Source organism: Nocardia sp. NPDC050175, assembly GCF_044459885.1.
Lineage (GTDB): Bacteria > Actinomycetota > Actinomycetes > Mycobacteriales > Mycobacteriaceae > Nocardia.
Genome location: NZ_JBITJI010000008.1, coordinates 223,330 through 249,363 on the forward strand (window position 1 = coordinate 223,330; position 26,034 = coordinate 249,363).

A 26,034-nucleotide genomic window follows, 5' to 3' on the forward strand; every position below is an offset into this window, starting at 1 on the left:
GGTGTTTGTTCGCGCTGGTCAAGGGCCTAAGCGTAGCGACTGCTCGCAGGTCGCTCGAAACGGTCAGTCAGGCGGGGACGCATCGTAGGGACCGCCCATCTCAGGAGAGTTTTCATGACCTCAGCGACCATTCCTGGTCTTCGTGGATCCGACGGTAAGCCGCCGACCGAGCACAGCGAACTACTCGCCTGGGTACAGGAAGTCGCCGAACTCACGCAACCAGAGCGGGTGGTCTGGGCCGACGGTTCCGATGAAGAATGGGACCGCCTGACCGCCCAGCTCGTCGCGGCGGGCACGTTCAAGCAGCTCGATCCGAAGAAGAAGCCGAATTCCTTCCTCGCGCTTTCCGATCCCTCCGACGTGGCTCGGGTGGAGTCGCGCACCTACATCTGTTCCAAGAGCGAAGCCGACGCAGGCCCGACCAACAACTGGGTCGACCCCGCCGAGATGCGCGCCACCATGACCGAGCTGTACCGCGGCTCGATGAAGGGCCGCACCCTGTTCGTGGTGCCGTTCTGCATGGGCCCGCTCGGTGCCGAGGACCCCAAGCTCGGCGTGGAGATCACCGACTCCGAGTACGTCGTCGTCTCGATGCGTGTCATGACGCGCATGGGTAAGGCCGCGCTGGAGAAGCTCGGCACCGATCGCCCGTTCGTGAAGGCGCTGCACTCCGTCGGCGCGCCGCTGGCCGACGGCCAGGCCGACGTGCCGTGGCCGTGCAACGACACCAAGTACATCACCCACTTCCCGGAGGACCGCGAGATCTGGAGCTACGGCTCCGGCTACGGCGGCAACGCGCTGCTCGGCAAGAAGTGCTACTCGCTGCGCATCGCCTCGGCGATGGCGCACGACGAGGGCTGGCTGGCCGAGCACATGCTGATCCTCAAGCTGATCTCGCCGGAGAACAAGGCCTACTACATCGCCGCCGCGTTCCCGAGCGCCTGCGGCAAGACCAACCTCGCGATGATCCAGCCGACCGTGCCCGGCTGGCGCGCCGAGACCCTGGGCGACGACATCGCCTGGATGCGTTTCGGCAAGGACGGCCAGCTCTACGCGGTGAACCCGGAGTACGGCTTCTTTGGCGTCGCGCCCGGCACCAACCACAGCTCCAATCCCAACGCCATGGCCACCATGGAGGCGGGCAACACCGTCTACACCAACGTCGCGCAGACCGACAACAACGACGTGTGGTGGGAGGGCCTGGAGGGCGAGCCCGATCATCTGATCGACTGGAAGGGCAACGACTGGTTCCTCCGGGAGACCGAAACCCTTGCCGCCCACCCGAACTCGCGCTACTGCACGCCGATGTCGCAGTGCCCGACGCTGGCGCCGGAGTGGGATGACCCGCAGGGTGTGCCGATCTCGGCGATCCTGTTCGGCGGCCGCCGCAAGACCACCATCCCGCTGGTCACCGAGTCCTTCGACTGGCAGCACGGCGTTTTCATGGGCGCCACCCTGTCGTCCGAGCAGACCGCCGCGGCCGAGGGCAAGGTCGGCACCGTGCGCCGCGACCCGATGGCGATGATCCCGTTCATGGGGTACCACGTCGGCGACTACCTGAACCACTGGATCAACCTCGGCAAGAACGCCGACGCCACCAAGTTGCCGAAGATCTTCTACGTCAACTGGTTCCGTCGCGGCGCCGACGGCCGCTTCCTGTGGCCCGGCTTCGGTGAGAACTCCCGCGTGCTGGAGTGGATCGTCGGCCGCGTCGAGGGTTCGGCGGAGGCCACCGCCACCGCCGTCGGCAACGTCCCCGTCGCCGCCAACCTCGACCTCGAAGGTCTCAAGGTCGACCCCGACGACGTCGACGAGGCCCTGAAGGTCGACGCCGCCGAGTGGCGCAAGGAGATCCCGCTCATCGAGGAGTGGTTCGAATTCGTCGGCGACAAGCTGCCTTCGGGCGTGCGCGATGAGTTCGAGGCACTGAAGGAACGCCTCGGCTGATCAGCTCGAAACCTCAACCGCCCGCACCGTTCCCAACGGTGCGGGCGGTTTCGTTTGCGCCCCAACATTTTCCGCCATTACCGCACCGCCACCGTTTGGACACCCGCCCACCGGCTATACGTGCCCTGTGCCTACGGCCAACTTGGGCACTGGCGAGTGGCACATGGTGGAGAGGGCTCCTACGGCATCGCCGTAACCATGTGCCACTCGCTGCACAGGCGACCTTCTCCACACCCCGGTGTGGTTTCTCGCGCAGCTGTCAGCGCTGCGCCTATCATTCCTCCGATAACTGAGCTTCGCTCGTCCCCGGTTCTCGTGTACTCCTCGGCACCGTCCACGACACAACTCGAACGGAGGGTCCGTGTGTGAGGAATATCGGTTCTGTAAAATTTTTGTGCGGAACGCAGAGCCTCCGGTTCTGATGCAGTTGGTCGCCGGATTGCTAGGCGAAAATTTCGCACTCCGAACCTTGGCGCTGCCCACTGCGACTGTAGATGTCTTGAAAAATCCGGATGCCAAAGGCGATTCAGATGACTTCCTATTCTGGCCATCGATGGTGGAGATCGAGGCCCGGGATCCGATTGATCCACAAGAAATCCTCACCACAACTCGGCGAATCTTGGTCGCGCTGTGGGAAGCAGGGTTTCCTGCTGTAGCGGCAGGCGACTTCGAGGACGAACTTCCTTGGCGCGGTGGCGTCGACCGACTGTCACCAGGGACATGAGTCGTATAAGTTTCCGGGTGCGTCCAGGCGGTCCCATTCCGCTGACGCCGCTCTATCGGAAGTCGGAGCACTCATTCGATGTGACGCCCACCGCCGTCGAGAGTGCATCGGTATGGATACACCCTGAATTTACCGACTAGCAGCGAAAATTGGCAGCTACTGGAAATGCATACGTCGAGATCGGAGAGCTGATCAGACCATGAGCGGTGAGAAGATGTGCCGGAAGCTGTCGCCGATCGAGTTCGAGATAATCGATCGATTTGTGCGGTCGTCGAACTTGCGTGGTGGCGACGAGCTGTTGGCGCAGCTCGATACTGCCATGGCTGCACCGACTACTGCGAAGTGGATCATAGACATCATGGTATCGCCGGGTGCAGCAAAGGCGGACATATCTCATGGTCCGTTGCCGGTAGGAGCGCCAGTATTCGACGGGGGTGATTACCAGGGTGAGATACTGGTATGGGTCACAGATGGCTTACTGTCGGGGTTGGAGTATGCATGGGTCACCGATGATTCCCCTACGCACTGGCCTAATCTTGCCAGTATCGAGTTCGAAACACCTGACTCCCGAAGTGGCAGAGCAGGTCGGCCTCGTCTCAACCAGCGGAGGGGGTTCTGATGTTGTCTATCCGCTTCGGCGACGACCGCGAGTGGTGGGCATCCGGCAGTATTTTCGACCGGCTGTTCGCTGCGGGCTTGCGTAGCGAAGTGATCCCGCCCGAGCTTGCCGAGATGCAACACCTTGCCAACGCGAACGGCGGACTGGACTTCGGTTTGCTGGACGCGAAACAAGCCGCTGAGTTGACTATTGCTATTCGTGACGCCGCGCGTCAAGAGATTACCGAGCTGGCATCGCTGTCTCTGTGCCCGGACGATCAGTCGTATCTGGCACGCCTTACGCGACTATTGGAAGTCGTTCCGCCACATGCGGAATGACGATTTCGCTCGAGCTTATGAAAGTTCGTTGCCATCGAGGGAGTGAGTGTTGTCCATTGAGACGAGAGTGTTTCTCGGTGTGCTCAGGGGGATGTTGAGTGGGTTCGCGGCGGCTCGTGAGCGGGCCTGCGATGAGGTGACTGATCTGACGGCCGAGTGGTCCGCCCAGCAAACGGGGGTGCTGGTTGCGGTTATGTGCTGGCTGGCGGCGGAGGAGTCGGATCCCGACGCGTTCGAGGCTGAGTTGCATGCTGTGAGTGAGCTTGTCGAGAATCGTGAAGTTGAGCGAAGGGATTTTCAGGGGGTGCTGGCTGTTGATCGAAACAAGCTGTCGGGCTCCACGGTTGAGTATTTCGACTACCTCGTTTCGATGCTCGAAGGTTGAGCGTGGTCTATTCGGAGAACGGCGCGTAGCGGATCAGTTGGAGTAGGCCCGTGTGGGTGTTCAGCCAGCGGGTTCGGCCTTGGGGCATTGCTTTGGCCTCGTTGGTCAGTGCGGTGATCATGTGCTTGCTGAAGTTGAGTCGCGGGTGGCGTTTCAGGAGTTCTGCTACCCAGGTCGGGTCGAGTTCGGACATGCGGCTGCCGATCACGTCGACTGAGGCGCCGGCGTAGATGAATCGGCCTGGGTCGCTGAGGTTTTTGCCGTCGCCCGGGGTGATGTGGGTGGCGATGGCGTGGCCGATTGCCTGGACTTGGGTGGGCGTCGCGCCGGCGCTGGACACGAAATCGACGGCGCGCTTGGCGCCGGTGACTGCGAAACAACTTCCGGGCGTGGGGTGTTCGAGCTGGAGGTCGTGCAGTAGGCAAGCGATGTACGCGACTTCGTCGTCGTAACGGGCACCGTCTAGTTCGGCGAGGACTCGGCCGAAGAAGTAGGTGCGGTACGAATGGCCGAGGACGTGAGGTGAGAGTGATTCGTGCGCTTCGACTTCCGCTGCGCGGGCGAGCGTGGAGTCGGGTAGGCGGAGGCCGGCGAAGTCGAGGCGGCCCGCACCGCGGCGGCCGCTGGTGAGGCGGGCGCGGTCGGCGAGCATGGCGGGTAGGGCGCGGGTGACGGTGACCATGAGTTGCCGGCGTTGTCGGCTCGACAGTGCGCCACTTGTTCGGGTTGCCCAGTCCCAATCGATGCCGGTCAACATGGTCATCCCCGGTTCCTCCCGCTCGCTTGTGAATTGGGTTCAGTCAAGCGTGTATGGGCGGCGGACAGTGAGTGGCAGGCATGACAGTGATGCTCGGATACGTGCCAAACGTGCCTACCGCTGCCTTACCTGCCACAGTTCTGAAGACAGCAGTGCGGTTTCGCTGATCGGGAGCAGCCCGTCGTATTCACGCAGGTTCCGGTAGATCGCTTTCATCGCGGCTCGATCGGGGACGTGCACACTGCCTGCGGCTCGTTCCAGAATGCTGGCGGTGTTGGTTAGGACAATCGAGCCGACTGGATGCCGTTGCGCACGAAGCCGGTTGAGGCGCAACGACTCGGCGGTGGCCATTTTGGCGCCGGATCGGTCATCGATGACGACGGTTACGTGGTGGCCTTGCTCGGCCGCGGCGACCGCGTGTGCGACGACCAACAACTCACCTAGGTCTTTCGCCTGTTTCTGACGCTCGGACCATGACATCTGGGTGAGGCGATTACAGACCGCTTCCAGTTCTTGGGTCCAATCGTCGGACAGAACCTGAATCCATTTAGGTGTCAGTTTGGACCACACCAGACCGACACGGTGGAACCTGTGGTCTGTCCTTGATTTTCGCAGCACTTCGTTCTCAACGGTCTCGGGCGTACTGATCGGGCCGAGCACGCTGATCAACAGCCGTTCTTGGTTGATGGCCAGAAAATTGAGCGCGGGTCCAGCATCGATAACCGGCTTGCGCTCATTCGATCCCGCTATCGCCCAAGTCCGCGTCGAGTTCGGTGAGATCGACATCGACGTCGGGAAGATCGCCGGGCTCAACCCAGGCCGGGACCAGTTCAGCAGGGGTGAGTCCAGCGTCTGAAAGTTCTTTCTCGACAACTGCGGCGTCGAGACCGCGGAGTGTCGCAATCGTTCGGATCGAAACCGCATTCTGCAGGTAACCCGAGATTGCCCGAGCCAGCAGCCGCTGCGGGGCCCGTCGCTGGTTCGATTCCCTTTGCATTGCCTGATATTGATCCGACCACCCGAACCGCACCGCCAGTCGGGGAGTGGTTTCGGACATGAACAGCGCCTTGTCAGCGGTGCTGATATATCCGACCTGCTCCAACGCGATCGCGGCGATCGCTGGCGAGACCTGAAAGCGTTGCACAATTTTGGACAACATCGCGAGGTGGTCGTGCCCGGACTCCGCAGCCGTCAGATCCTCGACACTCTGGAGTGGGAGCAGTAGGTGCCGGGCGAACGCATTCGCCCGGCTTTCGGTGGGGCTGGCCGAATCGAGCTGTGGTTGGTCCGCCCAATCATCGAAGACCACATGGGCCAATTCGTGTGCGAGAGTGCTACGTTGCCGCATCGGGTTCGGGGTCCGGGCTACCGCGATGTACACCGTCCCGTGGTCCCCGCGCCGCATCGTCATACCGTGCTGATCGACGCCGGTGTCGAGCACAGCAACGTCGGCACCGACTGTTTGCTCGATCAACGTGACGAGATCCCCGAGTGGCTGAGAGCCGAGACGATATTCCTTCCGGAAGCGCTCGGCCGCATCCCGGCCCTCCGACTCTGCGATCATCCGATCGCCTCGATCGCTTGGTCATCGAGGTAGGCATCGAGCTCGAGGAAATGCAGCATCTGCTCGTACATGGAATCCATCGGCGCGCAGTTGGCTGAACGCGCGGCGCAGCGCACCTGATCGGCCACCTTGGAGGTGCCGGTGAGCTCGGCCAACATCACTCCAGTGGCCTGAGCGATCGCCACCAGCTCATTCATCTTCGCTGGTCGCTCACCGGCGATGGTCCGCGAAAGGGTCGATTGGGAAATCCCGGTCTCGGTGGCCAAGTCGCGCTGGCTCAGCCCGGCAGCGCGCAGTGCACGCTCGATCCGCTTACCGATCGTCATCGAAGTCATGCCGCGCCTCCTTCTGAATCAAAACCAGATCGTGTGATTCAGCATAGAGAAAACCGCAGGACAAGGCAATATTTCGGCCTCCTCGCCGGTCGGGTCCGTGGGGTGCGTGCAATGTCGATGGCAGGAATAGCAGTGAAGCTCGGATTCATGCCAAGCTGGGCCGATGAAGCAGGTTGTCGCTCTCGCCTTGGACGGCGTTATGACTTACGACCTCGCCTGTGCGGTGCAAGTGTTTCGGCATGGGCCGGGGAAGTTCGGGGCGCCGGTGGGGTTTCAGATGGAGACGTGTGGGGTGCGGGCCGGGCCGGTGTGGACGCCGAACGGGTTCGATCTTCGGGTCGAGCATGGGCTGGAGGCGTTGGTGTCCGCCGATATCGTGGTGGTGCCCGGCATCGGGTTGCCGACGCTGCCGCCGCCGGAGGAGGCTCTCGCGGCACTGCGTGCCGCGGCGGCGCGGGGTGCGACCATGGTGAGCATTTGCGTCGGCGCTTTCATTCTCGCGCGGGCGGGGTTGTTGGACGGCCGGCCCGCCACGACACACTGGGCCTATTGCGACGAATTCGCCGACCTGTTCTCCGCCGTCAAGCTGGATCCGACCGCTCTTTATGTAGACGACGGCGACGTCCTCACCTCCGCCGGCCTGTCGGCAGGACTGGATCTGTGCTTGCACATCGCCCGCCGGGAACTGGGCGCGAGTCCGGCGGCGGAATTGGCGCGGTGGAACGTGACACCGCCGCATCGTGCGGGCGGCCAGGCACAATACATTCCGGATGCCTTGGCGGGCAGCGATTTCCATGGTGGACTGGCCGCGACCATGGCGTGGGCGACACAGAACCCAGCTGCGGCACCGGATGTTTCGGCGTTGGCGGCGCACGCGCTGATGAGCGAGCGCACGTTCATCCGCCGGTTCAAGGCGGAGGTCGGCACCACACCGCGGCGGTGGCTCGACGCACAGCACACGGTGCGAGCCCGTGAACTGCTCGAAACCACCGACCTGCCAGTCGAAGTGGTCGCGGCGCAGTCGGGCTTCGGCAGCGTGACCGCATTGCGCACCCACCTCCGGGCGGCGACCGGCACAACTCCGGCCGACTATCGCCGTTCGCTGCGGCACTGACCGGTCGGTGTGCAGACACAATCCAATACGGTGAGACAGCAACTTTCGGCGCGAACGCCGTGAATCATGGCGTACCGCAACCTGTCGCGAACGACAAACGTCCGCCCGCCAACCCGCCTTGCAACTAATGATGGATCATCAATCGCCGTTATGGCGTGTTTCCCGCCGCGCGAACCCATTGTTGTGGTGCTATTGGTAATGGTCGGTGTGCACAGGTCACGAGCACCATAGGTTTGCCGAAGCTCGATATGGGGTAGTTGCCCGGTGTGCGAGATTTGCGCAGAAGTGGCTTATGCTTGCCGTGTTCTTGGTCTCATGACCTACCAGTCAGATTGCCAACTGTTTACTGATCGACTGAACTACTTCCCTATCGACATCGGGTTTCCGCGATGCTCGCGGCGAACGATGAGATCGACGCGCGAGAGGTGGTTGGAGCATGACCGATCTGGAGACCGGGGCGTCCATCACGCCCCTGGTTGCCGGTTTCGAACTGGCGACCGCAAGCACACCGCTGCGCCGCGCTGCCGGGCGTTTGCAGGCCGTGCTGCCCCCCGGCTGGCGCGTCGAGATCGTCGACGCGCCGAGCCTCACGGGCCGCCACAGCGAGCCCGTGCTGCGGGTGGTCATGCCGACCGACTGATCAGCCTGCCCAGCCCATGGGCATGAGCAGCGACTTCTGTTCGCAGAACGAGTCGAGGCCCTCCGGGCCGTTTTCGCGGCCGAGGCCGGAATTCTTGTAGCCGCCGAACGGTGAGCTGGGATCGAACGCGTACCAGTTGATCGCGTACGTCCCGGTCCGCACACGTGCGGCGATCTCCGCGCCGTGCTCGACATCGGCGGTCCACACCGAACCGGCCAGGCCGTAGACCGAATCGTTGGCGATGGCCACGGCCTCGTCCTCGGTCTCGTACGGGATCACCGACAGCACCGGGCCGAAGATCTCCTCCTGGGCGATGGTCGACTTGTTGTCCACGTCGGCGAAGATGGTCGGCTCGACGAACCAGCCGCGATCCAGGCCCTCGGGCCGCCCGCCGCCGAGCGCGACACGCGCGCCCTCTTCTTTGCCCTTGGCGATGTAGCCCTCGACCCGCTCGCGTTGGCGTTCGGAAATCAGCGGGCCCAGTTGCACGGTCGGATCGTTGGGGTCGCCGACCTTCATCGTCTTCACGTGCTCGACCAGCGCGTCGAGGATCTCGTCATACCGGCTGCGCGGCGCGAGGATTCGGGTCTGCGCGACGCACCCCTGCCCGCTGTTCATCAAACCGGAGAACGCGAGCACCGGAATACCGGCGATATCCATGTCCGGCAACAGGATTGCCGCGGACTTGCCGCCGAGCTCCAGCGAGACACTCTTGAGCTGTCCGGTGGCGATAGCGCCGATCTTCTTGCCGACGGCGGTGCTGCCGGTGAAGGTGACCTTGTCGACGCCGGGATGCGATACCAGGTATTCGGCGGCCTCGGCCTCGGCGGGCAGCACCGAGAGCACGCCCTCGGGCAGACCGGCCTCGGTGAAGATGTCGGCGAGCATATTGGCTGTAATCGGTGTCAGCGGTGCGGGTTTGAGCACCACCGTGCAGCCCGCGAGCAACGAGGGCGCGAGCTTGTTGGCCGCGAGGAACAGCGGCACGTTCCATGCGGTGACGGCCGCGACGACGCCGCGTGGTTCCCGGCTGACGCGCGAGGTGCCGAACAGGCCGGTGCGAGTTTCGTTCCACGGGAACGACTTCGCGAGCCCGGCGTAGGAATCCAGCGCGGCGACCGCGGGAATCTGGTTGAGCGTCATCGCGATCATCTGCGGTGCGCCCATTTCGGCGGTGAGCGCGGCCATCAGGTCGGCCGAGCGCTCCTCGATCAGTCGCGCGGCGCGGGTGAGCACCTGGGCCCGCTCTTCCGGCGGGGTCGACGGCCACGGGCCGTGATCGAAGGCGTGCCTGGCCGCGGCGACCGCGGCGTCGACGTCGGCGCGAACCACCGTGGGGACGCTGCCCACCGGCTCGACCGTGGCCGGCGAGATGACCTGAACGCGCTCGGCGGAGGCTGGCGCGGTCCAGCGGCCGCCGATGAACAAGCTGTCGTAATGCATGAGAACACGTTACAGTTTTGCCACCCGGTTGTCTGTAACCTGTTTCAGTTCTGGGTCCGCACAGTCCCACTGAGCAGGACCAATCCCAACCTGTCGGTTCGCTTTTCGTAGAACGCACTATTGCGTTCTGTTGCTGGAAAGAGGATGCTGTAGCTACTGATCAGCTCGCTCGATTCCTGAACCGATACCACCATTGGGGAGCCCGAGTCATGGCGGTGCAAGTGGTCGACCGATCGTTGATGACCAGCGATCAAACCGAGCATCAAGCGAAAAGCGTTGGTGCAGGCGGATGGGTGGTCTCCTTCCTACCCGGCCGCACGCTGACAATCGAGCAAGCCACCGCAGCCATGCAGGCGGCAGAGGCCATTGCCGTCGTCGGGGTGCTGGCGGATCAGGTCGGATTGACCACGCTGGAAACCGTCGGACTGGCCATTCAGGAATCGCCGTGGACCCGGCCGATGCACGAGCCGTGCGGCAGGCGCAGCTGGCGCCGCGGCTGGCTGGAGCCCTAGAGCTACTTCTTGGTAGCCACCACCACGAGGTTGCTCACCAATAGCTCCCGCACCACCGGGATACGGACCAGCCACCAGGCCCAGCGCGGGTGATAGCGCGGGAAGATGGTCCGCACCTCGGCGGAAGTGTCTGCCGCCCAACGCAACCCGTCGGACGCGCGCACCGCGAACAGTGACTCGCCGAACCGGTTCTTCGGTTCCTTCCCGAGCTTGCGCCGATACCGGCGCGCCGCGTACTCGCCACCGAGGTAGTGCCACGGTCCGGTCTCGTGTCCGCCGAACGGCCCGTGCCACACCGTGTACGACAACACGATCAGCCCACCCGGCCGCGTCACCCGCACCATTTCGTCCGCCATCAGCCACGGCCTGGACACGTGCTCGGCGACATTCGAGGAAAAACAGATATCCACCGCGTCGTCGCGGAACGGCAACGCCATTCCCGAGCCGCGCACCGCACCCGCCACCGACAATCCGGCCGCGTGCATCTCCGACGGATCCGGCTCGACCGGAATGTAGCGCGCGCCCGTCTTGACGAACTCGTCGGCGAAATAACCCGGCCCGCCGCCGACATCCAGAATCGTCGCCCCCGCCAAACCATTGCCCGTGAGGTCTGTGTAGAAATCACCGATCATCGCCGCGCTGTCCTCGGCCAAACCGCCGTAGAACACCGCGGGATCGGACTGCTCGAACCGGAAACTACCGAGCAGCCGCAGCGACCGGCGCAACGTCGCCCGGCGCGCGAACCGGGGCGCACGCGATCGCACACCAGCGGACGGTGTCTTTTCGGCTTTCAACACGGCGCCGAGTCTCGCATAACGTGTTCTCCCCTCGCGGCGAGGACCGGTCGTTCGTTGGGCGGCACGGTTCGTGCTGGAAATGAACTGGGCGGACGCCGCCGGTCGACCAGGCGTATTTGCCGACAATGCGCCTGCGGATCGGTCGGCGATCAGGCTTGGGCGTAACACACGGGTTAGGGTGTAGCGCGATATCCGACGTTCCCGACCGGGACCACCTGACCGAGAGAAGCTCGACCGTGCGCGAAGTCCTCCTGCTGTGCTGGCGTGACACCGGGCACCCGCAGGGCGGCGGCAGCGAGCGGTACCTCGAGCAGGTCGGCGCGCAGCTCGCGGCACGCGGGGTCAAGGTCACCCTGCGCACCGCCCGCTACCCGGGGGCACCGAAACGCGAGCACCTCGACGGCATCGACATCAGCCGAGCGGGCGGCCGATTCTCCGTCTACCCGCGGGCCCTGGCCGCGATGGCACTGGGCAGGCTCGGCCTCGGACCGCTGCGCGGCCTGCGCCCCGACGCGGTGATCGACACTCAGAACGGCATCCCGTTCTTCGCGACGGCCGCCACCAAGGCGCCCGCCGTCGTGCTGGTGCACCACGGACACCGGGAACAGTGGCCGGTCGCCGGACGATTGGTCGGCCGGATCGGCTGGTTCATCGAGTCGCGGCTGTCCCCGCGGGTGCATCGACGCAACCAGTACCTGACCGTCTCGCTGCCCTCGGCCGAAGAGCTGGCCACCCTCGGCGTCGAACAGTCCCGGATCGCGGTGGTGCGCAACGGTGCCGAACCTGTTCCCGCCGGCGCGCCGACCGGCGCCACCGAAACGCGCACCGAGAACCCGCGCATCGTGGTGCTGTCGCGGCTGGTGCCGCACAAGCAGATCGAGGACGCGCTCGCCGTGGTCGCGCGACTACGGACCCGCATCCCCGGTTTGCACCTCGACGTGATCGGCGACGGTTGGTGGGCGGACAACCTGAAGGCCGACGCGCACAGCCTCGACATCGCCGACGCGGTCACCTTCCACGGCCACGTCGATGAGCGTCGTAAGCACGAATTGCTTTCCCGCGCTTGGGTACACGTGCTGCCTTCGCGTAAGGAAGGTTGGGGTCTCGCGGTCATCGAAGCCGCGCAGCACGGTGTGCCGACCATCGGGTATCGCAGTTCGCGTGGTCTCACCGACTCCATTGTCGATGGGGTTACCGGTCTCCTGGTCGACGATGTTGCCCAATTGTCCGACGCGGTAGGCGAATTGCTCGATGACCGTGCCGCGCGGACTGTTATGGGGGAGAAGGCTCGCTCGCGGGCGCGTGAATTCTCGTGGGAGCAAACGGGAAACGGTGTGTACGACGTGTTGGCCGCTGTCGCTCGCGGTGAGCATTCTTCCGGGCTGATCGCTCCCCGATCGGCCCACTGAGCCGGTCCTGCCGCACATCGCCGCCGAGCTCCCGTCGCCTTGATGGGAACTCGGCGAGGCGTCATGCGGGAACGATCGCAACCACGTCCGGTTGAGTTCGTTGTGCCGGCTCGGATTGCGGCGGGTCAGCGCTTTTGGCGCGTGATCGTTGCGATGAGTGGGCCGCCGACGAGTAGGACCAGCCAAAGTAGGTGGGCCGCAATGGTAAGGACGCGATCTGTCGCTGATCCCTTGTCCTGCCGGATGGTTCCAGGGACTCGGTACAGGGCGAGATCGTTGTCGCTGAATATCGGATCGAGTTGTGCGAGTGTTGTTTTCGATTCGCCAAGAGGGCCGGGGGTACCACGTTCGAGCAGGACCCAGCCGACGCCGTGGTCGGCCAGTTCCTCGGCTGAACCGCCGTGCAGCAGCAGGGTTTCCACCGCGCGGGCGCGGGTGCCTTCGCCGGATACGGTGCGGCCGCGCACCGGGAGTTCGCCGGTTTGCAGGACGTCCTGCGGCAGCAGGCGCGGAGCGGGATCCAGGACAGGAGCTTTCCCGCTGTATCGGAACTTTCGGAACATCCCGCCCGGCAGTACCGCGACGTCGCCGGGATCGTCCATCCGGTCGGCGATCTGCTGCCACCCGGCGGGGTAGTGCACAGGTCGCATCGCACCGCCGACGCCCCACGCGAGATCGAGCAGTGGCAGCACCAGCAGGGCGATGAGAATCGTCGCGACCGTGCCCGTCACAGTTGAGGATAACTTCGACACCGGGTCAAAAGTCGCGCTCGGCAGTGCCGCGCCGTCGGAGCTGCCGGTTATCGAGGCGCCGATCTCTTGTCGCACCACGGATTCCGAGTTATCGACAGGGCGCTGTGCACTGTCGATCGGTGCGGATGCTTGGTCAGCCGAGAATCGTCTGGCGAGCACCCCGCAACCCGCGGCAGCGCACAGCGCGTAGGCGGGCATCGCCAGCGCCACATACTTCTGGGTATCCCGCAGCAAGCCCGCGCCGGGCACGTGGGCGACGAGCCATTCCAGCACGTGCATGCCCCACGGGGTCGCGCCGAGTGCGGGCAGCAGAATGGCGAGCGCTGCGAGTACGACGAGTGCACGGCGGACGGACGGATCATTGCCGTCGGTCATCACCGAACGCACGCCTGTCGCGACGATGACGAGCAGCAGAACAGTGCCGATCAACGCGAGAAGTGTTGTGCGCGAATCGGGTACCGCGTCGCCGTTCCAGATGCCGCCGAGCCCGGCCAGGCTGCCCAGTGTGCCGAGGCCCGGTTCGGCGCGGGCCGCGAATGCGGCAATGCCTGCCGGATCGGACGGTTCGCTGGCTGTGCCGGACAACGCGGTGGCGGTCAACCACGGCACGGACGCGGCGATCAGTAACGCCAGCACACCGGCAAGATGCCGTCGCCCGGCCAGCGACAGCGCGGTGATGCCGGCGAGCAAGGCGCCGGTCGGTGTAAGCCCCGCTGCGGCAAGGCATCCCGCCAAACTCGCCCAATTGCTCGCGGTGTCGCGCCCCGCATCCGTCCGAATCCGGTACGCGGCCAAGACAACCCACGGCAGCGCGGCATACCCCGCAAGCAAACTCCAGTGGCCCTGCAGCAGACGTTCGGCCACATACGGATTCCACAGCGCCACCGTCGTGGCCACCAGCTGCGCACCGACCGAAGCTCGCAGCAGTTCACGCGCCAGCACAGCCGCCCCGTAGCCCGCCGCCCACAACGCGACCAGCAGAATCGCTTTAACGATCAGACCACCATCGACAACCGGCGACAACATCGCGAGCAGCGCATCCTGCGGCACGGCACGCGGTGCGGCATCCCCGAGTCCGAGCGCCGAATCGGTCAGATAAGACCGCGGCGTACTCACCGCATCCCGCAGCAACAGGTACCCGGATCCAAGCAGCGGACCCATGATGAGCAGCGCAAGCACCGCGCTGTACCCGGCAGGAACGAACGTCACCCACCGGTCGCGCCGCACCACTCCGCTCGCACTCACGCTTGTGCACCCTACGGTCCGCCAACCCCGCGCTCGGTGCCGCCACGGTCGGAAAAGAACTGGGCAGTCATCCTCAGCCGCCATATCGTGGATCCGTGGTCAGGAGATCCCCGCAGGAGAAGAAGCAGCTGCGCTACGCCAAGGATCGCCGCAACGGCTACGGCGAGAACGACAAGGCGTCGCGCAAGAACCTGCCGCGCAAACGAGCGCGGGTGCATCGTGCCAACCGGCACCAAGCCCATGCGGATCTGCAACAGGCGACCGGACCGGTCGATGCCGAATCATCGGATGCCGCCGAAGTCCGGCTGCGTGGCCGCCGACCCAAACTGTTCCAGAAACATCCGGACGTCCCGCTCGGCGACCACGTCCGCTGGCAGCTCAGGCGTCGACAGCCTCGTTGATCGGCCCGAACCCACAGATTCTCCACACGCCTCACAGGGAGTACAGACCCTGTGAGGCGTGTGGAGAATTTGTGAGTCTCCGCCGAAGCTGGCGCCGAATCGGTAGGTGTGGGCGTCCACTTTCCGGCGAGTTGCCAACCAGCAGCGGAGCGGGCTCGGTTCGTGGCAGGGCCGGTGCGGCAGGGCGGGACGCCCCTGCTGACAGGCGGGTGGGACGATGGCGGGCGTGTCTGCTGTCCGTCGGTTTCCTGTGGTGGCGGATCTGACGTTGGTTACGGCGGGGGCGATGGCCGCCAATGTGGCGGGATATCTGCTGCAGTTGCTGGCCGGGCGGTGGCTGGGGGTTTCGGGGTACAGCGAGTTCGCGAGTCTGCTCGCGGTGCAGTTGTTGTGTGCGGTGCCCGCGTTGGCGTTGCAGAACGTGGTGGCCAGGGAGCTGGTTCGAGGGGCGAGTGTCGGGGCGCTGCGCGGGTTGCAGTGGCGGTGTGCGGTGATCGTCGCGGTGGTTGTCGCGGTCTTGGTGCCGGTGGTGACCAATGCGTTGAACGTCGGTGTCTGGGCGTGTGCGGCTGCACTCGGTGCGGCACCCGCATTGGTGCTGTTGTCCGGTGAGCAGGGAGTTCTTCAGGGCGGCAGGCGGTTTCGTGCTTTAGGCGTAGTGCTCGGTGCCGCCGGGATTCTCCGGGTGGCCCCTGCGCTTGTGGTGCTCGCCGTGGGTGGCGGCGCCGCGCTGGCCCTGTGCGCGGCCGCGTTGGGCATCGCGGTTGCCGCGATATTCGCGCGCTTCGTTGCCGGGACACCGGCCTCGCGGGCCCGCACCGGAACCACACCGGCCTCGCGGGCAAGCACTGGAACCTCCGAAGACGCGGTCGTCCACGCCATCGGCGTACTTCCGGTGCTGCGGGCCGCGCAGGTCCAGGCGGCGCTGATGGCGCTGTCGTCCACGGACCTGATCGTGGTCCGGATGGTGCTCGACGACGCGGACGCCAGCCGCTATGCGCTCGGCACCATCGCCGCGAAGATCGCGTTCTGGCTGCCGCAGGCGGTCGGCGTCGTGCTGTATCCACGGATGGCCCAGCCCACGCACTCGGCGCGCGCGATCAGATCGGCGCTGGCGGTGTTGTCCGGCATCGGCATCGTGGCAGTTGTCTGCGCCGCGCTCGCCGCGCCGTTGGCTCCGCTACTGGCAGGCCAGGATTACGCCCCCATCCAAGGACTGCTGTGGCTGTTCGCCTTACACGGCGCCATCCTCGCGGTCCTGCAGGGCGCGATGCTTTCCGCCATCGCGGTGGACCGCACCGCCCTCGCCGCGCTGACCTGGCTCGGCCTCGTCGTCGAAGTGACACTGATGGTTTCGTTCGCCCGCTCGATCCCCACCCTCATCACCACGGTCGCCTCCGTCGCGGCCGTCACCACCCTCGTGGTCGCGGTGGTCGTCCTGCGCACCGCCGATCGCGACAGCGGCGTGCGCACCCCCCAACCCGAGCGACTGCCGTAACCCACGCTCGCCACTGCGCACCGGCGCGCTCAAATTTGCCCGAAGCGACCGAATTCGCTGGAGAAACCATGCGCTGCGTCAGAATTCGTGCGCGCGAGGCATCACCTTGCGCCACCCATCACCACGATCGGCCTGCGTGCCGTCATCGCGACCGACCCGCACCATCCGGCGAGCTGGCTCGCCGTCGGATTGCACCGCCAGCTGTGTCGGCGCGCTAGCGTGGACGCGCACTGATTTGCTCGAAGCGAACGATATTGCTGGAGAATTCTTGCGCGGGAGCAGAATTCATGCGCGCGATCGGTCCAGCGATCCCGGTGGCGGCCGGAGCCCAGCCGAGAACCTGAGGGCGAGAACGAGTTCGGCCCCCGGTCTGGGACCGGGGGCCGAACTGTTCAACTAACTCAAGGCTGCTTGGTGATCTTGATCTGCTCGGTCGGCGGATCATTGTCCACAGGCCGCGCGCCACGCCCCTGGCTCAGCGGCCCACCGCCACCTGCCGCGGCAGGAGTCGAACCGCCGCCGCGAATACCGAGAACCGCACCGGCGATCAGCGCGATCACGCCGAGGACGCCGAGGACGATCGGCATGATCCGCCCGTACAGCGACAGCTTGTCGATGTTCTCCTTGGCCACCGAGATCTGCGACTCGATGGTGTTCTCGTCGAACACGATGTGCGACTTCAGCGCGGTGACCTCGGGCTTGGAGTCGCGCCCGTAGTACAGGTGGATCTGCTCGCCACCCTTGATCACGGTGCCGGTCTTCGGCTCGACCCACAGGTCACGGGTGTTGGTGTACCAGCGCGCCATGGTGACGTCGCCGTCGCCGGGCACGCCCCACTTCGCGGCCGGGAAGGTCAGCTTGTTGGTCGGCGCCTTCACCACGTCGTACAGGTTGGTCGCCGGAATGGCCTGCTGGAAGTGGTAGACCTTCATGTTGTTGATCTCGGACTCCTCGACGAAGTTGATGTCGAAGGTCTTGCGCGCGTTGAGATCGAAGTACGGGTAGTTCTTCTTCTCGGTGCCGATCGGGAAGCGGTACTGCAGGCCGGTGTGCTGCACCGGATCCGCGACCGACTTCATTTCCTTGTCCACGGTGACCGCGATGGAGCCGTTGGGATCCTTCGCGACGGGCTCACCGGACTTGCGGTCGATGGTGACCCGGTCGATGGTCGCGGTGAGCAGGCCGGTGTCGCCCTGCTTGTCGATGCGCCGCAACGTCTGACCCGCCTGCACCGTCATCTCGTCGGCGTCGGAGGGCTCCTCGACGGTGAGGAAGCGCTGCGAGACCAGCGGCACGTTCGAGTCGATCTTCGCGGCACCCTCCGGCGCGGTGAGCGACTTGGAGTCGAGCACCAGGCTGTCCTCGCCGGGCACATTGGTCGCGATGGTGGTGATCTCGAGATCGAGAGGAGTCTTCGCCAGTTTGCCGACGGTGTAGGTCGGGATCAGCAGCGCGGCGACAATCAGCAACGCGCCGAGACCCACGAGCAGGCAGGCCACCGTCCTTCTGGTTCCGGCACTCAGTGCCATGCAAACTCTCCTCGTCGTAGAACAGGGGTCGTTCCGGCGAGTACGGCGGGCCGCCCGCGGCACTCGTGAGCCCCGACACTAACAGTCCGGTGTCGTACCATGCGGTGCCGAGGCCGGAAACGGCCGAGAAATCGCCCGAGTTTAGCGCGGAATGTGAAACGTCGAGTTATCACCTGATAATTGGCAAGGCAGACTGGAGCCCAACGAGTGAAAGCATCGCGGAGCGATTCGATGAGGGGCGGCGGTCGGGTGGCGGGTGGGCCCGCAACACTGCCGACCGCCGCCGCTGCTGCCGCCCCGGCGACCGAATCGGTGCCGACCCGCGCCTTTCTGCCCGCACTCGAAGGCATGCGTGGGATGGCCGCCCTCGGTGTGTTGTTGACACACGTCGCATTCCAGACCGGAGCCGCGGGAGCGCCGGTGATCGGGCGGGTGTGGGGCCGGTTCGACATGGCGGTCGCGGTGTTCTTCGCGCTCTCCGGCTTTCTGCTCTGGCGGCCACATGCCGCCGCGGCGCGCGGACTCGGCCGGGCGCCGTCGCTCGGTTACTACCTGCGGCATCGCGCCGCGCGCATCCTGCCTGCGTATTGGGCTGTGGTCTGCGTGGTGCTGGTGCTGTTGCCGAGTGCGGCGGGGACCGCGGGGTTGCGCGTCTGGGTGTCGAATCTGGCGCTGCTGCAGGTGTTCGTGCCGTTGACGCTGACCGATGGGCTCACGCAGATGTGGAGTCTTTCGGTCGAGGTGGCCTTCTATCTGGTGCTGCCGTTGCTGGCGTTCGCGGCGGTGTGGTTGCGCGGCAATGCCGTTCGATGGCGGGTTCCGGTGCTGCTCGGCCTGGCGGCGATCTGCCTGAGTTGGAACTTCATTCCGGTGCCGACGCCGGACGCGATCCATTCCGACAATTGGCTGCCCGGATATCTGCCGTGGTTCGCGATGGGAATGGTGCTCGCCGAACTCTCTTTTGGTAGCGAACGGCTATCACAATGGCGTCGGCTGGTGGGTAACCAGTGGTTGATGTGGACCATCGCACTGGCCGCTTTCCTGGTCTCGGCCACCGATATCGGCGGACCCGGCGGACTCACGCACGCCGAGCCGTGGCAATACGCGTCGAAGATGGGGCTCGGCGCGATCATCGGCTTCGCGCTGCTCGCTCCGCTGGTGCTCGGCGATACCGGCCGGCCGCATCGATGGCTGAAATCGCGGGTCGCCGCGACCATCGGACGATGGTCCTACGGCATCTTCCTGTGGCATCTCGCGGTGCTGTGGGTGGTGTTCCCGGTGTTCGGGATCGTGCCGTTCAGCGGGGACTTCGGCTACGTCGTCGTCCTCACCATCGTGCTGACCCTGCCCGTCGCGGCGGCCAGTTACGCGTTGATCGAGGAACCGATGCGGCAGTGGGCGCGCGGTAGGGACCGGGCGAGGCCCGCGCGGGAAGTCGAAGAGGAAGACCGGCTCGCGGCTCCGTGACAGGTCAGGTATCCAGCTGCCGGTGCATGTCGAGCAGATGGTGCCGCAGTTCGTGCAGGGTGTGCAGCGCCAGCCAGCGCAGCGAACGCTTTTCCGGCTCCGGGTAGCTGAAGATCAGCGTCCGTTTCCAGTCCTCGGCGTCCAATCGGTCGAGCACATTGGCGAACAGCAGTGCGGCGTCCCGGAGTTGGCGGCCGACATCGGACGGCTTCTGGTCCGCATAGCCGTCGTGCTCGACCCGCTCGTCGCGGCCCATCGGCGTGGTCTCCGGCGTATCCGTACGGCGGGCGGCCAGCACGCGCTCCCGCTGCATGAGCAGCACATCCCGCATGTGACAGGCGTATTCGAGCGGGGACCAGGTGTCGGCGTCCGGTCGCTGCCGTAGTTTCGGCGAATCGGTGAGGAGCAGGTCCGCGTATTCCACCGCGTGCTCTTTGGCCAACAGTGCGACATCGGTAGCGCGGGTCAGGTCATAGACGAAACCGCATTCAGCACAGGAGCTCACGACTCCACCTCGCTGGCGCTCGGCTCCGTCGTGCGCACCGGCGCGCGGTATTTTCGGTTCTCTCGCTGACGCTCGCTCACGCGGGGTCACATTATCAACGAGGTCCGTTGCGGCGCAGCCCGAATGACCGACGGGATGGCAGCGCGGCGACGCCGACGGCGATCACCGCGAGCACGGCCGGCAATTGTGCCCAGAGCGAGCCGCCCATATATCCGCCCGAAGCACGCCACGGGCCGGTCGATAGCGCAGCCGCCGACAGTGCCGTGCCGACGCCCGCCACGATGACAAGCACTCTCGGTGCGACCTGTGGATAGAAGTAAGCGGCAGCGAGTGTGCCTGCGGCGATGACGGTTCCGACCGGACCGGCGATCAAGGTCGCTGCGGCCGCGAGGCCGACTGCGCCGAGCCAGCGCGGGCCCCAGGTTCGCGGTGCGGAATCCGATACGCCGCCAACGGCATTCGTCTCGGCGAGCTGCGCGCCGGCTGCCTCGGCTGCCGGGATGTCAGCCTGGTCAGGCGGGGTATTCACTTTTGATTCAACCGTTTTCGCGGTGCGTGCGCGACGCGGAATCGCCAATACGATGAGCGGAAGAAGTAGGAACAGTCCGCCGAAGATGCCGAGGCGGTACCAGCGATCGGTGGGGAACGAGACGGTGACCGGCCCCGTCGTGCCGGGTGGGAGCAACCAGGCCTGCTGCCAGCCGTCGATGACCACGGCCTCCAGGGCGCGCCCGTCGGAAGTTGTTGCGTGCCAGCCGGCGTTCGTGCTCAGCGGCAACACGAGCAGCCGGGTCCCGGCGGCCGAATCGGCCGGTGCGGCGAGACCGGTGCGGTCGAGGCGGAGTCGATCGACGAAGAACAGATCGGTCGGCCCGACGGTGACGTCGGCGCGGCCCTGCGGCAGCGCGAGCGAATCGGGCTGGGACGAAGCATCATCCGGGCAGAGGCGCGCGGGAACCGGGGCGCCGGAACGCAGTTGGTCCGCGGTGGCGGTGACGGTGGTGCGCCGGAGCTGTCCGTCGATATTGATGGTCGGCCCGATTTCGCACGGGACGGTGATCTCCCGGTCGAGGGCCGCGGCGGCCGGGTAGTCCGGACCGAGCACCGACACCTCGGCCAGGCCCGGCGGCTGCGACTGCACGAAGCCGAGCGCCGTCATGTCCAGGACCGGCTGCCAGGACTGGATGCTGAGCTCGATGCGATCGGTGACGTAGGGGTGCAAGGAAATTCGAGTCGAGGTGCCGGGAGCGCCCTTGTCCAGCTCGCGCACCTGTGGGCCGTCACCGAGATTGACGGCCACCGAGGTGGGTGCGGCGGGTAGGCCACCGAGCGACGGAGTCAGTTCCAGCCCGGTCACCAGCGCGGGCTCCGGCAGTTCGATTGTCAGGGTCGGCTTGGCGCCGGTCAGTGTCCGCACCGAGTCCTCCGGCGCGGTCCAACTGGTCCGCGGATCGCCGTCGGTCGCGGCGAACGCGGCGCCGCGCAGGTCGCCGACGTCGGCCTTGCCCCTGGCGACCGGGTGGTCATGGTCGGTGAGCAGTGCCTCCAGCGCGGGGCCCTGTCGGGTCCGGACGGTCAGCTCGGGCGTGACGGACATGGGTTCGGGCACCGTGAGCGTGCGTTCGAAGGTGCCGGGTTCTTCGGGAGCCAAGGCGAGGGCCTTGCTGCAGCGCACCCGGTTCGGCGAATCGAAACACGCACTGCGCCCGGGGAACTCCTGCCCGAGATCCCACCCGCGGACCTGCGCGCCCGGCTGCGTGGACGGTAGTACGGTCCGATGCCGGATGTCGACGCGGACCGGCTGCTCGCGGTCGGCGTAGTCGTCCAGCGTGAGCTCGCTGATGCCGAACTGCCCACCGCTCTTGCCGGTTTCGGTGCGGATCGCGGTGATGGTGACCCACTGCGTCTGGCCCGCGGGCAGCGAAACCGACACCGGCTTACCGGGTTCGGAGATGTGACTCGCCACGGTGCCGTTGGCGGTGCGCACCTCGACCCACTTCACCGGGTCGCCGATGGCGGCGGCGCTGGTGGTGAAGGTCAGCTGGCCGACGCGGATCGGCTGCGCCAGGTCCAGCCGAAGCCATTGTCCGAGCGCGTGTTCGGCGCCGTTGCTGATCCAGGCCGTGGCCGGATCGCCGTCGACGACGGCCGCGGTGGAGCTGCCGGGTGCCGCGCCGCCGAGCTGGGTGGCGTCGGCGGCCGAGCTGGACGCGGTGATGGTCGCGCCCGACCATTCCCCGCGCACCAGTTGGGCGCCGGGTACCGGGTAGTCGGGCACCAGGTTGTGCGTGCGGCGGGCGTCGTCGGGGGCGCGGACGGCGGAATTATGGTTGTCGACGCGACCGAAGTCGGACTCCCGGTCCATCGGGGTGTCGGTGACGGTCACCGGCCCGCCCGGCAGTCCGGCGCGCGCCGCGTCGGCCGCGAGCATGGTGGGGGTGCCGGTGGTTCCCGGATCGCGATGCAGTCGTTCGAGCACTTCGGGCCCGCCTTGCACAACGGGTACCGCGCCGAGCGGCACCGTGTACGCGCCGGGGAACGACTGTGGCGCACCGGTTCCGCTGCGCACCTCGGTCGGCGTGCCCGGAGTCGGCGTCCGCACCCGGTAGATCTCGACCGCCGGGTAGGCGGGCCGCAGATCACCGTCGGCGACCAGATCCTCGGCGATCACCTTGGCTTCGATCGGATCGCCGAACTCGGCCACCTTGGTCAGGCCGGGCGAACCGTCGATCGCGCTGTGCGCCAACATCGGCCGGGTCGACCGTGACGTCTCCGGGTCGAGATCGTTGCGCAGCACCAGAATTCCGATGCCCTGCCCGGCCAGCGTCGCCGCGAGCCCGGCCGACGGCCTGCCGTCGGCGATCAGCCGCTGCACCGAGTCCATCGCGCGGATGGTGCCCGGCGGATTCAGCGGCACCGCGTCGCGGATCGCCCACGGCGTACTGGCCAAGGCCTGCAACGGCTCGTCGCGGGTCAGTCCCCACACCTGACTGCCGAACGGTGCGCCAGGCACGACCAGTGCGCGGGTGTCGGAAGCGTTGTGCTGCAACCAGTCCGCAGTCTGTTGCCAATACGCGGGCACATGGTCGTAGGCGCCGCGCGGGGCCAGCTTGCCGGTCCAGGCCAGCGAGGTGGACAGGGTAAGCGCGGTCAGGATGAGCGCGGCCACCGCGACGACACGATCCCGCTCCGGATGCGCGAACGCGCTGCGCCACACCGGCATCGGCACCGAGGCGGGTAGCGGCACCCTCGCGAGCAGCTGCGCGAGGCCGAGCACCAACGGGATTCGGATCAGCGGCTCCAGCTTGTGCACATTGCGCAGCGGCGCGCCGCCGGAGTCCAGGAAGACCCGCACCGACTCCGCGAACGGCCCACCGAGCTCACCGGCGTATCCGGCGCAGATGCCGACCAGCCCGACGCACAGGATCAGCGTCAATCGCCCCCGATACGGCATGGACCGCATCGCCAATCCCGCCATGCCCGCCGCCGCGAGCAGCCCGGTGGCGAGCACCGCCGCGGGCTGGGTCACCAGCACCGCGCCCGCGATGCGCTCCGGCGAGACGAACGGCGTCCAGCTGTCGGTGCCGCGCAGTACCTCGGCGAGCGAGGCCCATTGCGTTGTCACGCCGGAGGATTCGATGTAGTCCAGGAACGGCGGGCTCACCTTGCCGAGCAGCAGCAGCGGTACCGCCCACCAGAACGTGGCGAGCACCAGCAACGGAACCCAGGCCCTGGTGAATCGCCACCACTCCCGATTCGGCCGGTACGACGCCCACCACAGCAGCGCGGGCAAGAACGCCGCGACCGTCGCCACGGCATTGACCGACCCCATCAGCGCGAGTGCCAGCGCGCTTCCGGCGGCCGATTCGGCCCCGCCGCGTCGCTCGTGGCCCGAAGCTGCCTGGCCGGAGTTGTCCTGAGTGTGGTCCGAGTCCGTCTCGCCAGGCTGCGCCGCGAGATCTGCCTGCCGTCCACGTGCTGCGCCGACCGCGTGCCGTCGATTTCGGTAGCCGATGCCCAGCGCGGCCGGTGCCAGCAATACCCACGGCGCCAGCATCATCGGCAGCGTCTCCGAGGAGATCGAGCCGAGCGTGGTGAGTACGCGGGGGGACAGCGCGAACGTGATCGCCGCGATGACGCGCGACCCGCGGGTGCCGATGCCGAGGGTCTCGCAGAGCCGGATGATGCCCCAGAATCCGGCGAGTAGCAGTAATGCCCACCAGATTCGCTGGGTGGCCCAGGCGGGCAGGCCGAGTACGTGGCCGAGCGAGAAGAACGCGCCGTGCGGGAAGAAGTAGCCGTAGGCCTGGTTCTGTACCTGGCCCATCGGGGCCTGGCTGCTCCACAGATGACTGGCGCGTTCGAGGAAGCCGAGTGGATTCTGCGCCAGGTCGTATTTGGTGTCGGCGGCGGTGAGTCCTGGCGTCTGCAGGAAGGTCAGCAGGAACGCTGCGAGCACCGTCGCGGCGAACCAGCGTCTACCCAGCGGCGCAGTACAGAGCGCTTGCGAGCCGCGAATGCGCGAGGCCGCGTGGTGCCGCCGCGCCGCCGGTTGGAGCGAGTCGGCAGGTGAAGCGGGGGTCAGCTCAGCGACTGCCGTACTCGACGTTGTTCAGCAGTGCGGAGTCCTTGTCGCCGGTGCGGTCGATGTCCGGACGCGAGTTCTGCTGCACCGCCACCGTGACGAGGAGCACCGCGATCACGCCGAGTACGGCGCCGCCGACAGCACTCGCAACACCTGGAACAGCAAACTTCATTGCGGCACTCCAATACATCGATGCAGGCACATTCCCGGTCAACCTAGCAGCCCGGTCCGCCATCCGGTGCGTTCAGCCCGCCGATTCCCGGCAGGTAACGCGGCTGGGGCGGCGATCACAGCGGATCGACGGCGCTATTAGCCGCCCGCTCGGACGGCGAACGCGCTGGGTCAGTGTGCCGGGATGGCGCAGTGCAGGCCGCCGAGCAGGGTGCGCAGCTTGGCGGTGGTCTCATCGAGCTCGGCCTTGGGGTCCGAGGCGGCGACGATGCCGCCGCCCGCATAGGCCTGCACGGTGCGCCCGTCGGCCGACAACTCGGCGCAGCGAATGGCGACCACCCACGCCCCGTCGCCGCTCGCGTCGCACCAGCCGACCGCGCCGCCGTAGAAGCCGCGGTCCTCCTCCAGATCGGCGATCGTGTCGAGCGCGAGCTCGGTCGGGGTGCCGCAGACGGCGGGCGTGGGGTGCAGCAGCAGCGCCAGGTCGAGGGCGGTGGTCGACGAGTCGCGCAGCCGCCCGGTGATCGGAGTGGCGAGGTGCCAGACCTCGTGGGTGTTGATCAGTTCCGGGCCGTCGGGGATGGACAGTTCCGCGCAGACGGGGGCGAGTTTGTCCCGAATCCACTCGATGACGAAGGCATGCTCGTCCCGATTCTTGGTGCTGGCCAGCAGTTCTCGGGCCTGGGCCGCATCGGCGTCCGGATCGGCGCGGCGCGGCGCGGTGCCCGCCAGCGGCCGCAGCGTGACCGTGTCGCCGTGCCTGGCGATGAGCACCTCGGGTGTCGCGCCGACCAGCGTCGCGCCGGTGCGCCCGGCCGGTGTCAGGTCGACCGCGAACACATTCGCGTGCGGATGCCGCGTCAACAGGTGGGCCGCGACGAGTTCGGGCTCGAGCGCGTCGGCCGCCTCCGCCACTACCGACCGCGCCGCGACCACCTTGCGCAGCGGCTGCGCCGGATCCTTCAGCTGCTCAACGAGTTTCGTCACCCGCGCGATATGTTCAGCGGCACTGGGGATTTCGGTGACGAACCGGACGGCGGGCAGGTCGGGCAGCGCCGCGGGCCGCCACGGCCCCGCGGTGTGCTGCACCCGCTCCGGCACGCTCAACGCGGCGGGCTTACGTGGATCAAATGGCAGCGCACCGACGATCATCGCCGCGCCGTCCCGCAGCGCGGCCACCGCCCGATCAGCCTCATCGAACGCGACCCGGCTGCCGGAGGCCCGGACCACCTCGTCCGGCTGAGCAAGCAGGAAACCATCCATAGTCTCTTGACACTAGCCCCGTGCGGCCCTACCGCGACCTACCCGTGAGCGCCCT

At 66.4% G+C, this 26,034-nt stretch carries 23 protein-coding genes; 11 read left to right on the forward strand and 12 right to left on the reverse strand.

Annotation, left to right across the window (positions count from 1 at the left end; genetic code table 11):
- Positions 1 to 114: 114 nt before the first annotated feature.
- The 4 genes from ACIBK2_RS27565 to ACIBK2_RS27580 all read left to right on the forward strand — a co-directional run bounded on the left by ACIBK2_RS27565 (position 115) and on the right by ACIBK2_RS27580 (position 3,992).
- The gene (locus tag ACIBK2_RS27565; RefSeq protein WP_396971150.1) at positions 115 to 1,947 is read left to right on the forward strand and encodes a phosphoenolpyruvate carboxykinase (GTP); all 1,833 of its coding nucleotides are present in this window, start codon (positions 115 to 117) and stop codon (positions 1,945 to 1,947) included.
- Between the two features lie 361 nt (positions 1,948 to 2,308).
- Complete coding sequence (locus ACIBK2_RS27570; RefSeq protein WP_396971152.1) at positions 2,309 to 2,671, forward strand: hypothetical protein; 363 nt, start codon at positions 2,309 to 2,311, stop codon at positions 2,669 to 2,671.
- A gap of 618 nt (positions 2,672 to 3,289) precedes the next feature.
- Positions 3,290 to 3,607 carry a hypothetical protein gene (locus tag ACIBK2_RS27575; protein ID WP_396971154.1) on the forward strand — a complete coding sequence of 106 codons (318 nt, stop codon included), beginning with the start codon at positions 3,290 to 3,292 and terminating at the stop codon, positions 3,605 to 3,607.
- A 49-nt stretch (positions 3,608 to 3,656) separates the two neighbouring features.
- Positions 3,657 to 3,992 carry a hypothetical protein gene (locus ACIBK2_RS27580; protein ID WP_396971156.1) on the forward strand — a complete coding sequence of 112 codons (336 nt, stop codon included), beginning with the start codon at positions 3,657 to 3,659 and terminating at the stop codon, positions 3,990 to 3,992.
- 7 nt (positions 3,993 to 3,999) lie between these two features.
- Here ACIBK2_RS27580 and ACIBK2_RS27585 read toward each other — a convergent pair whose 3' ends face one another.
- The 4 genes from ACIBK2_RS27585 to ACIBK2_RS27600 all read right to left on the reverse strand — a co-directional run bounded on the left by ACIBK2_RS27585 (position 4,000) and on the right by ACIBK2_RS27600 (position 6,648).
- The gene (locus tag ACIBK2_RS27585) at positions 4,000 to 4,755 is read right to left on the reverse strand and encodes an HD domain-containing protein (protein ID WP_396971158.1); all 756 of its coding nucleotides are present in this window, start codon (positions 4,753 to 4,755) and stop codon (positions 4,000 to 4,002) included.
- 108 nt (positions 4,756 to 4,863) lie between these two features.
- On the reverse strand, positions 4,864 to 5,418 hold the full coding sequence (locus ACIBK2_RS27590; RefSeq protein WP_396971160.1) for a hypothetical protein: 555 nt from the start codon (positions 5,416 to 5,418) through the stop codon (positions 4,864 to 4,866).
- Positions 5,419 to 5,482: 64 nt separating this feature from the next.
- A complete protein-coding gene (locus ACIBK2_RS27595) occupies positions 5,483 to 6,313 on the reverse strand; it encodes an ImmA/IrrE family metallo-endopeptidase (RefSeq protein WP_396971162.1) in 831 nt (276 codons plus the stop codon).
- Complete coding sequence (locus ACIBK2_RS27600; RefSeq protein ID WP_396971164.1) at positions 6,310 to 6,648, reverse strand: helix-turn-helix domain-containing protein; 339 nt, start codon at positions 6,646 to 6,648, stop codon at positions 6,310 to 6,312. Before ACIBK2_RS27600 ends, ACIBK2_RS27595 begins: the two co-directional genes overlap by 4 nt.
- A 163-nt stretch (positions 6,649 to 6,811) precedes the next feature.
- Here ACIBK2_RS27600 and ACIBK2_RS27605 point away from each other — a divergent pair, with 163 nt between their 5' ends.
- Both ACIBK2_RS27605 and ACIBK2_RS27610 read left to right on the forward strand, forming a co-directional pair.
- Positions 6,812 to 7,762: a GlxA family transcriptional regulator gene (locus ACIBK2_RS27605; RefSeq protein ID WP_396971166.1), complete on the forward strand. Its 951-nt coding sequence runs from the start codon at positions 6,812 to 6,814 to the stop codon at positions 7,760 to 7,762.
- A 436-nt stretch (positions 7,763 to 8,198) separates the two neighbouring features.
- On the forward strand, positions 8,199 to 8,402 hold the full coding sequence (locus ACIBK2_RS27610; protein ID WP_357384699.1) for a hypothetical protein: 204 nt from the start codon (positions 8,199 to 8,201) through the stop codon (positions 8,400 to 8,402).
- Here ACIBK2_RS27610 and ACIBK2_RS27615 read toward each other — a convergent pair whose 3' ends face one another.
- Entirely contained in the window at positions 8,403 to 9,845 is a 1,443-nt protein-coding gene (locus ACIBK2_RS27615; RefSeq protein ID WP_396971168.1) for an aldehyde dehydrogenase, read from the reverse strand. It lies immediately after the preceding gene.
- A gap of 209 nt (positions 9,846 to 10,054) precedes the next feature.
- Here ACIBK2_RS27615 and ACIBK2_RS27620 point away from each other — a divergent pair, with 209 nt between their 5' ends.
- Positions 10,055 to 10,357, forward strand: coding sequence for a hypothetical protein (locus tag ACIBK2_RS27620; RefSeq protein ID WP_357384703.1), 303 nt, complete (start codon positions 10,055 to 10,057; stop codon positions 10,355 to 10,357).
- 2 nt (positions 10,358 to 10,359) lie between these two features.
- Here the strand turns inward: ACIBK2_RS27620 and ACIBK2_RS27625 are convergent, their stop codons facing one another.
- The gene (locus ACIBK2_RS27625) at positions 10,360 to 11,154 is read right to left on the reverse strand and encodes a class I SAM-dependent methyltransferase (RefSeq protein WP_396971170.1); all 795 of its coding nucleotides are present in this window, start codon (positions 11,152 to 11,154) and stop codon (positions 10,360 to 10,362) included.
- Positions 11,155 to 11,390: 236 nt separating this feature from the next.
- Here ACIBK2_RS27625 and ACIBK2_RS27630 point away from each other — a divergent pair, with 236 nt between their 5' ends.
- Entirely contained in the window at positions 11,391 to 12,563 is a 1,173-nt protein-coding gene (locus tag ACIBK2_RS27630) for a glycosyltransferase family 4 protein (protein WP_396971172.1), read from the forward strand.
- Positions 12,564 to 12,688: 125 nt separating this feature from the next.
- Here ACIBK2_RS27630 and ACIBK2_RS27635 read toward each other — a convergent pair whose 3' ends face one another.
- On the reverse strand, positions 12,689 to 14,542 hold the full coding sequence (locus ACIBK2_RS27635; RefSeq protein ID WP_396971511.1) for a hypothetical protein: 1,854 nt from the start codon (positions 14,540 to 14,542) through the stop codon (positions 12,689 to 12,691).
- A 113-nt stretch (positions 14,543 to 14,655) separates the two neighbouring features.
- Here ACIBK2_RS27635 and ACIBK2_RS27640 point away from each other — a divergent pair, with 113 nt between their 5' ends.
- Entirely contained in the window at positions 14,656 to 14,961 is a 306-nt protein-coding gene (locus ACIBK2_RS27640) for a hypothetical protein (RefSeq protein ID WP_396971174.1), read from the forward strand.
- Between the two features lie 217 nt (positions 14,962 to 15,178).
- Positions 15,179 to 16,459, forward strand: a complete 1,281-nt coding sequence (locus ACIBK2_RS27645; protein WP_396971176.1) for a polysaccharide biosynthesis protein — start codon at positions 15,179 to 15,181, stop codon at positions 16,457 to 16,459.
- A gap of 401 nt (positions 16,460 to 16,860) precedes the next feature.
- Here the strand turns inward: ACIBK2_RS27645 and ACIBK2_RS27650 are convergent, their stop codons facing one another.
- Positions 16,861 to 17,988, reverse strand: coding sequence for a DUF3068 domain-containing protein (locus ACIBK2_RS27650; protein WP_396971178.1), 1,128 nt, complete (start codon positions 17,986 to 17,988; stop codon positions 16,861 to 16,863).
- Between the two features lie 231 nt (positions 17,989 to 18,219).
- On the opposite strand from ACIBK2_RS27650, the gene ACIBK2_RS27655 reads away from it, so the two are divergent.
- Positions 18,220 to 19,455, forward strand: coding sequence for an acyltransferase family protein (locus ACIBK2_RS27655; protein ID WP_396971180.1), 1,236 nt, complete (start codon positions 18,220 to 18,222; stop codon positions 19,453 to 19,455).
- Between the two features lie 4 nt (positions 19,456 to 19,459).
- Here ACIBK2_RS27655 and ACIBK2_RS27660 read toward each other — a convergent pair whose 3' ends face one another.
- The 4 genes from ACIBK2_RS27660 to ACIBK2_RS27675 all read right to left on the reverse strand — a co-directional run bounded on the left by ACIBK2_RS27660 (position 19,460) and on the right by ACIBK2_RS27675 (position 25,979).
- Complete coding sequence (locus tag ACIBK2_RS27660) at positions 19,460 to 19,960, reverse strand: DinB family protein (protein ID WP_396971182.1); 501 nt, start codon at positions 19,958 to 19,960, stop codon at positions 19,460 to 19,462.
- Positions 19,961 to 20,054: 94 nt separating this feature from the next.
- Positions 20,055 to 24,479 (reverse strand): alpha-(1->3)-arabinofuranosyltransferase family protein, encoded by a 4,425-nt coding sequence (locus ACIBK2_RS27665; RefSeq protein WP_396971512.1) that lies wholly within the window; start codon positions 24,477 to 24,479, stop codon positions 20,055 to 20,057.
- 67 nt (positions 24,480 to 24,546) lie between these two features.
- The gene (locus tag ACIBK2_RS27670) at positions 24,547 to 24,717 is read right to left on the reverse strand and encodes a DUF2613 domain-containing protein (protein WP_396971183.1); all 171 of its coding nucleotides are present in this window, start codon (positions 24,715 to 24,717) and stop codon (positions 24,547 to 24,549) included.
- 170 nt (positions 24,718 to 24,887) lie between these two features.
- Positions 24,888 to 25,979, reverse strand: coding sequence for an isochorismate synthase MenF (locus tag ACIBK2_RS27675; protein ID WP_396971185.1), 1,092 nt, complete (start codon positions 25,977 to 25,979; stop codon positions 24,888 to 24,890).
- Positions 25,980 to 26,034: the final 55 nt, after the last annotated feature.

Coding starts and splice junctions, on each gene's coding strand:
- ACIBK2_RS27650 (WP_396971178.1), bottom strand. CDS start 17,988: ATGGCACTGAGTGCCGGAACCAGAAGGACGGTGGCCTGCCTGCTCGTG.
- ACIBK2_RS27575 (WP_396971154.1), top strand. CDS start 3,290: ATGTTGTCTATCCGCTTCGGCGACGACCGCGAGTGGTGGGCATCCGGC.
- ACIBK2_RS27605 (WP_396971166.1), top strand. CDS start 6,812: ATGAAGCAGGTTGTCGCTCTCGCCTTGGACGGCGTTATGACTTACGAC.
- ACIBK2_RS27655 (WP_396971180.1), top strand. CDS start 18,220: ATGAGGGGCGGCGGTCGGGTGGCGGGTGGGCCCGCAACACTGCCGACC.
- ACIBK2_RS27615 (WP_396971168.1), bottom strand. CDS start 9,845: ATGCATTACGACAGCTTGTTCATCGGCGGCCGCTGGACCGCGCCAGCC.
- ACIBK2_RS27675 (WP_396971185.1), bottom strand. CDS start 25,979: ATGGATGGTTTCCTGCTTGCTCAGCCGGACGAGGTGGTCCGGGCCTCC.
- ACIBK2_RS27620 (WP_357384703.1), top strand. CDS start 10,055: ATGGCGGTGCAAGTGGTCGACCGATCGTTGATGACCAGCGATCAAACC.
- ACIBK2_RS27595 (WP_396971162.1), bottom strand. CDS start 6,313: ATGATCGCAGAGTCGGAGGGCCGGGATGCGGCCGAGCGCTTCCGGAAG.
- ACIBK2_RS27610 (WP_357384699.1), top strand. CDS start 8,199: ATGACCGATCTGGAGACCGGGGCGTCCATCACGCCCCTGGTTGCCGGT.
- ACIBK2_RS27600 (WP_396971164.1), bottom strand. CDS start 6,648: ATGACTTCGATGACGATCGGTAAGCGGATCGAGCGTGCACTGCGCGCT.
- ACIBK2_RS27645 (WP_396971176.1), top strand. CDS start 15,179: ATGGCGGGCGTGTCTGCTGTCCGTCGGTTTCCTGTGGTGGCGGATCTG.
- ACIBK2_RS27585 (WP_396971158.1), bottom strand. CDS start 4,755: ATGACCATGTTGACCGGCATCGATTGGGACTGGGCAACCCGAACAAGT.
- ACIBK2_RS27670 (WP_396971183.1), bottom strand. CDS start 24,717: ATGAAGTTTGCTGTTCCAGGTGTTGCGAGTGCTGTCGGCGGCGCCGTA.
- ACIBK2_RS27565 (WP_396971150.1), top strand. CDS start 115: ATGACCTCAGCGACCATTCCTGGTCTTCGTGGATCCGACGGTAAGCCG.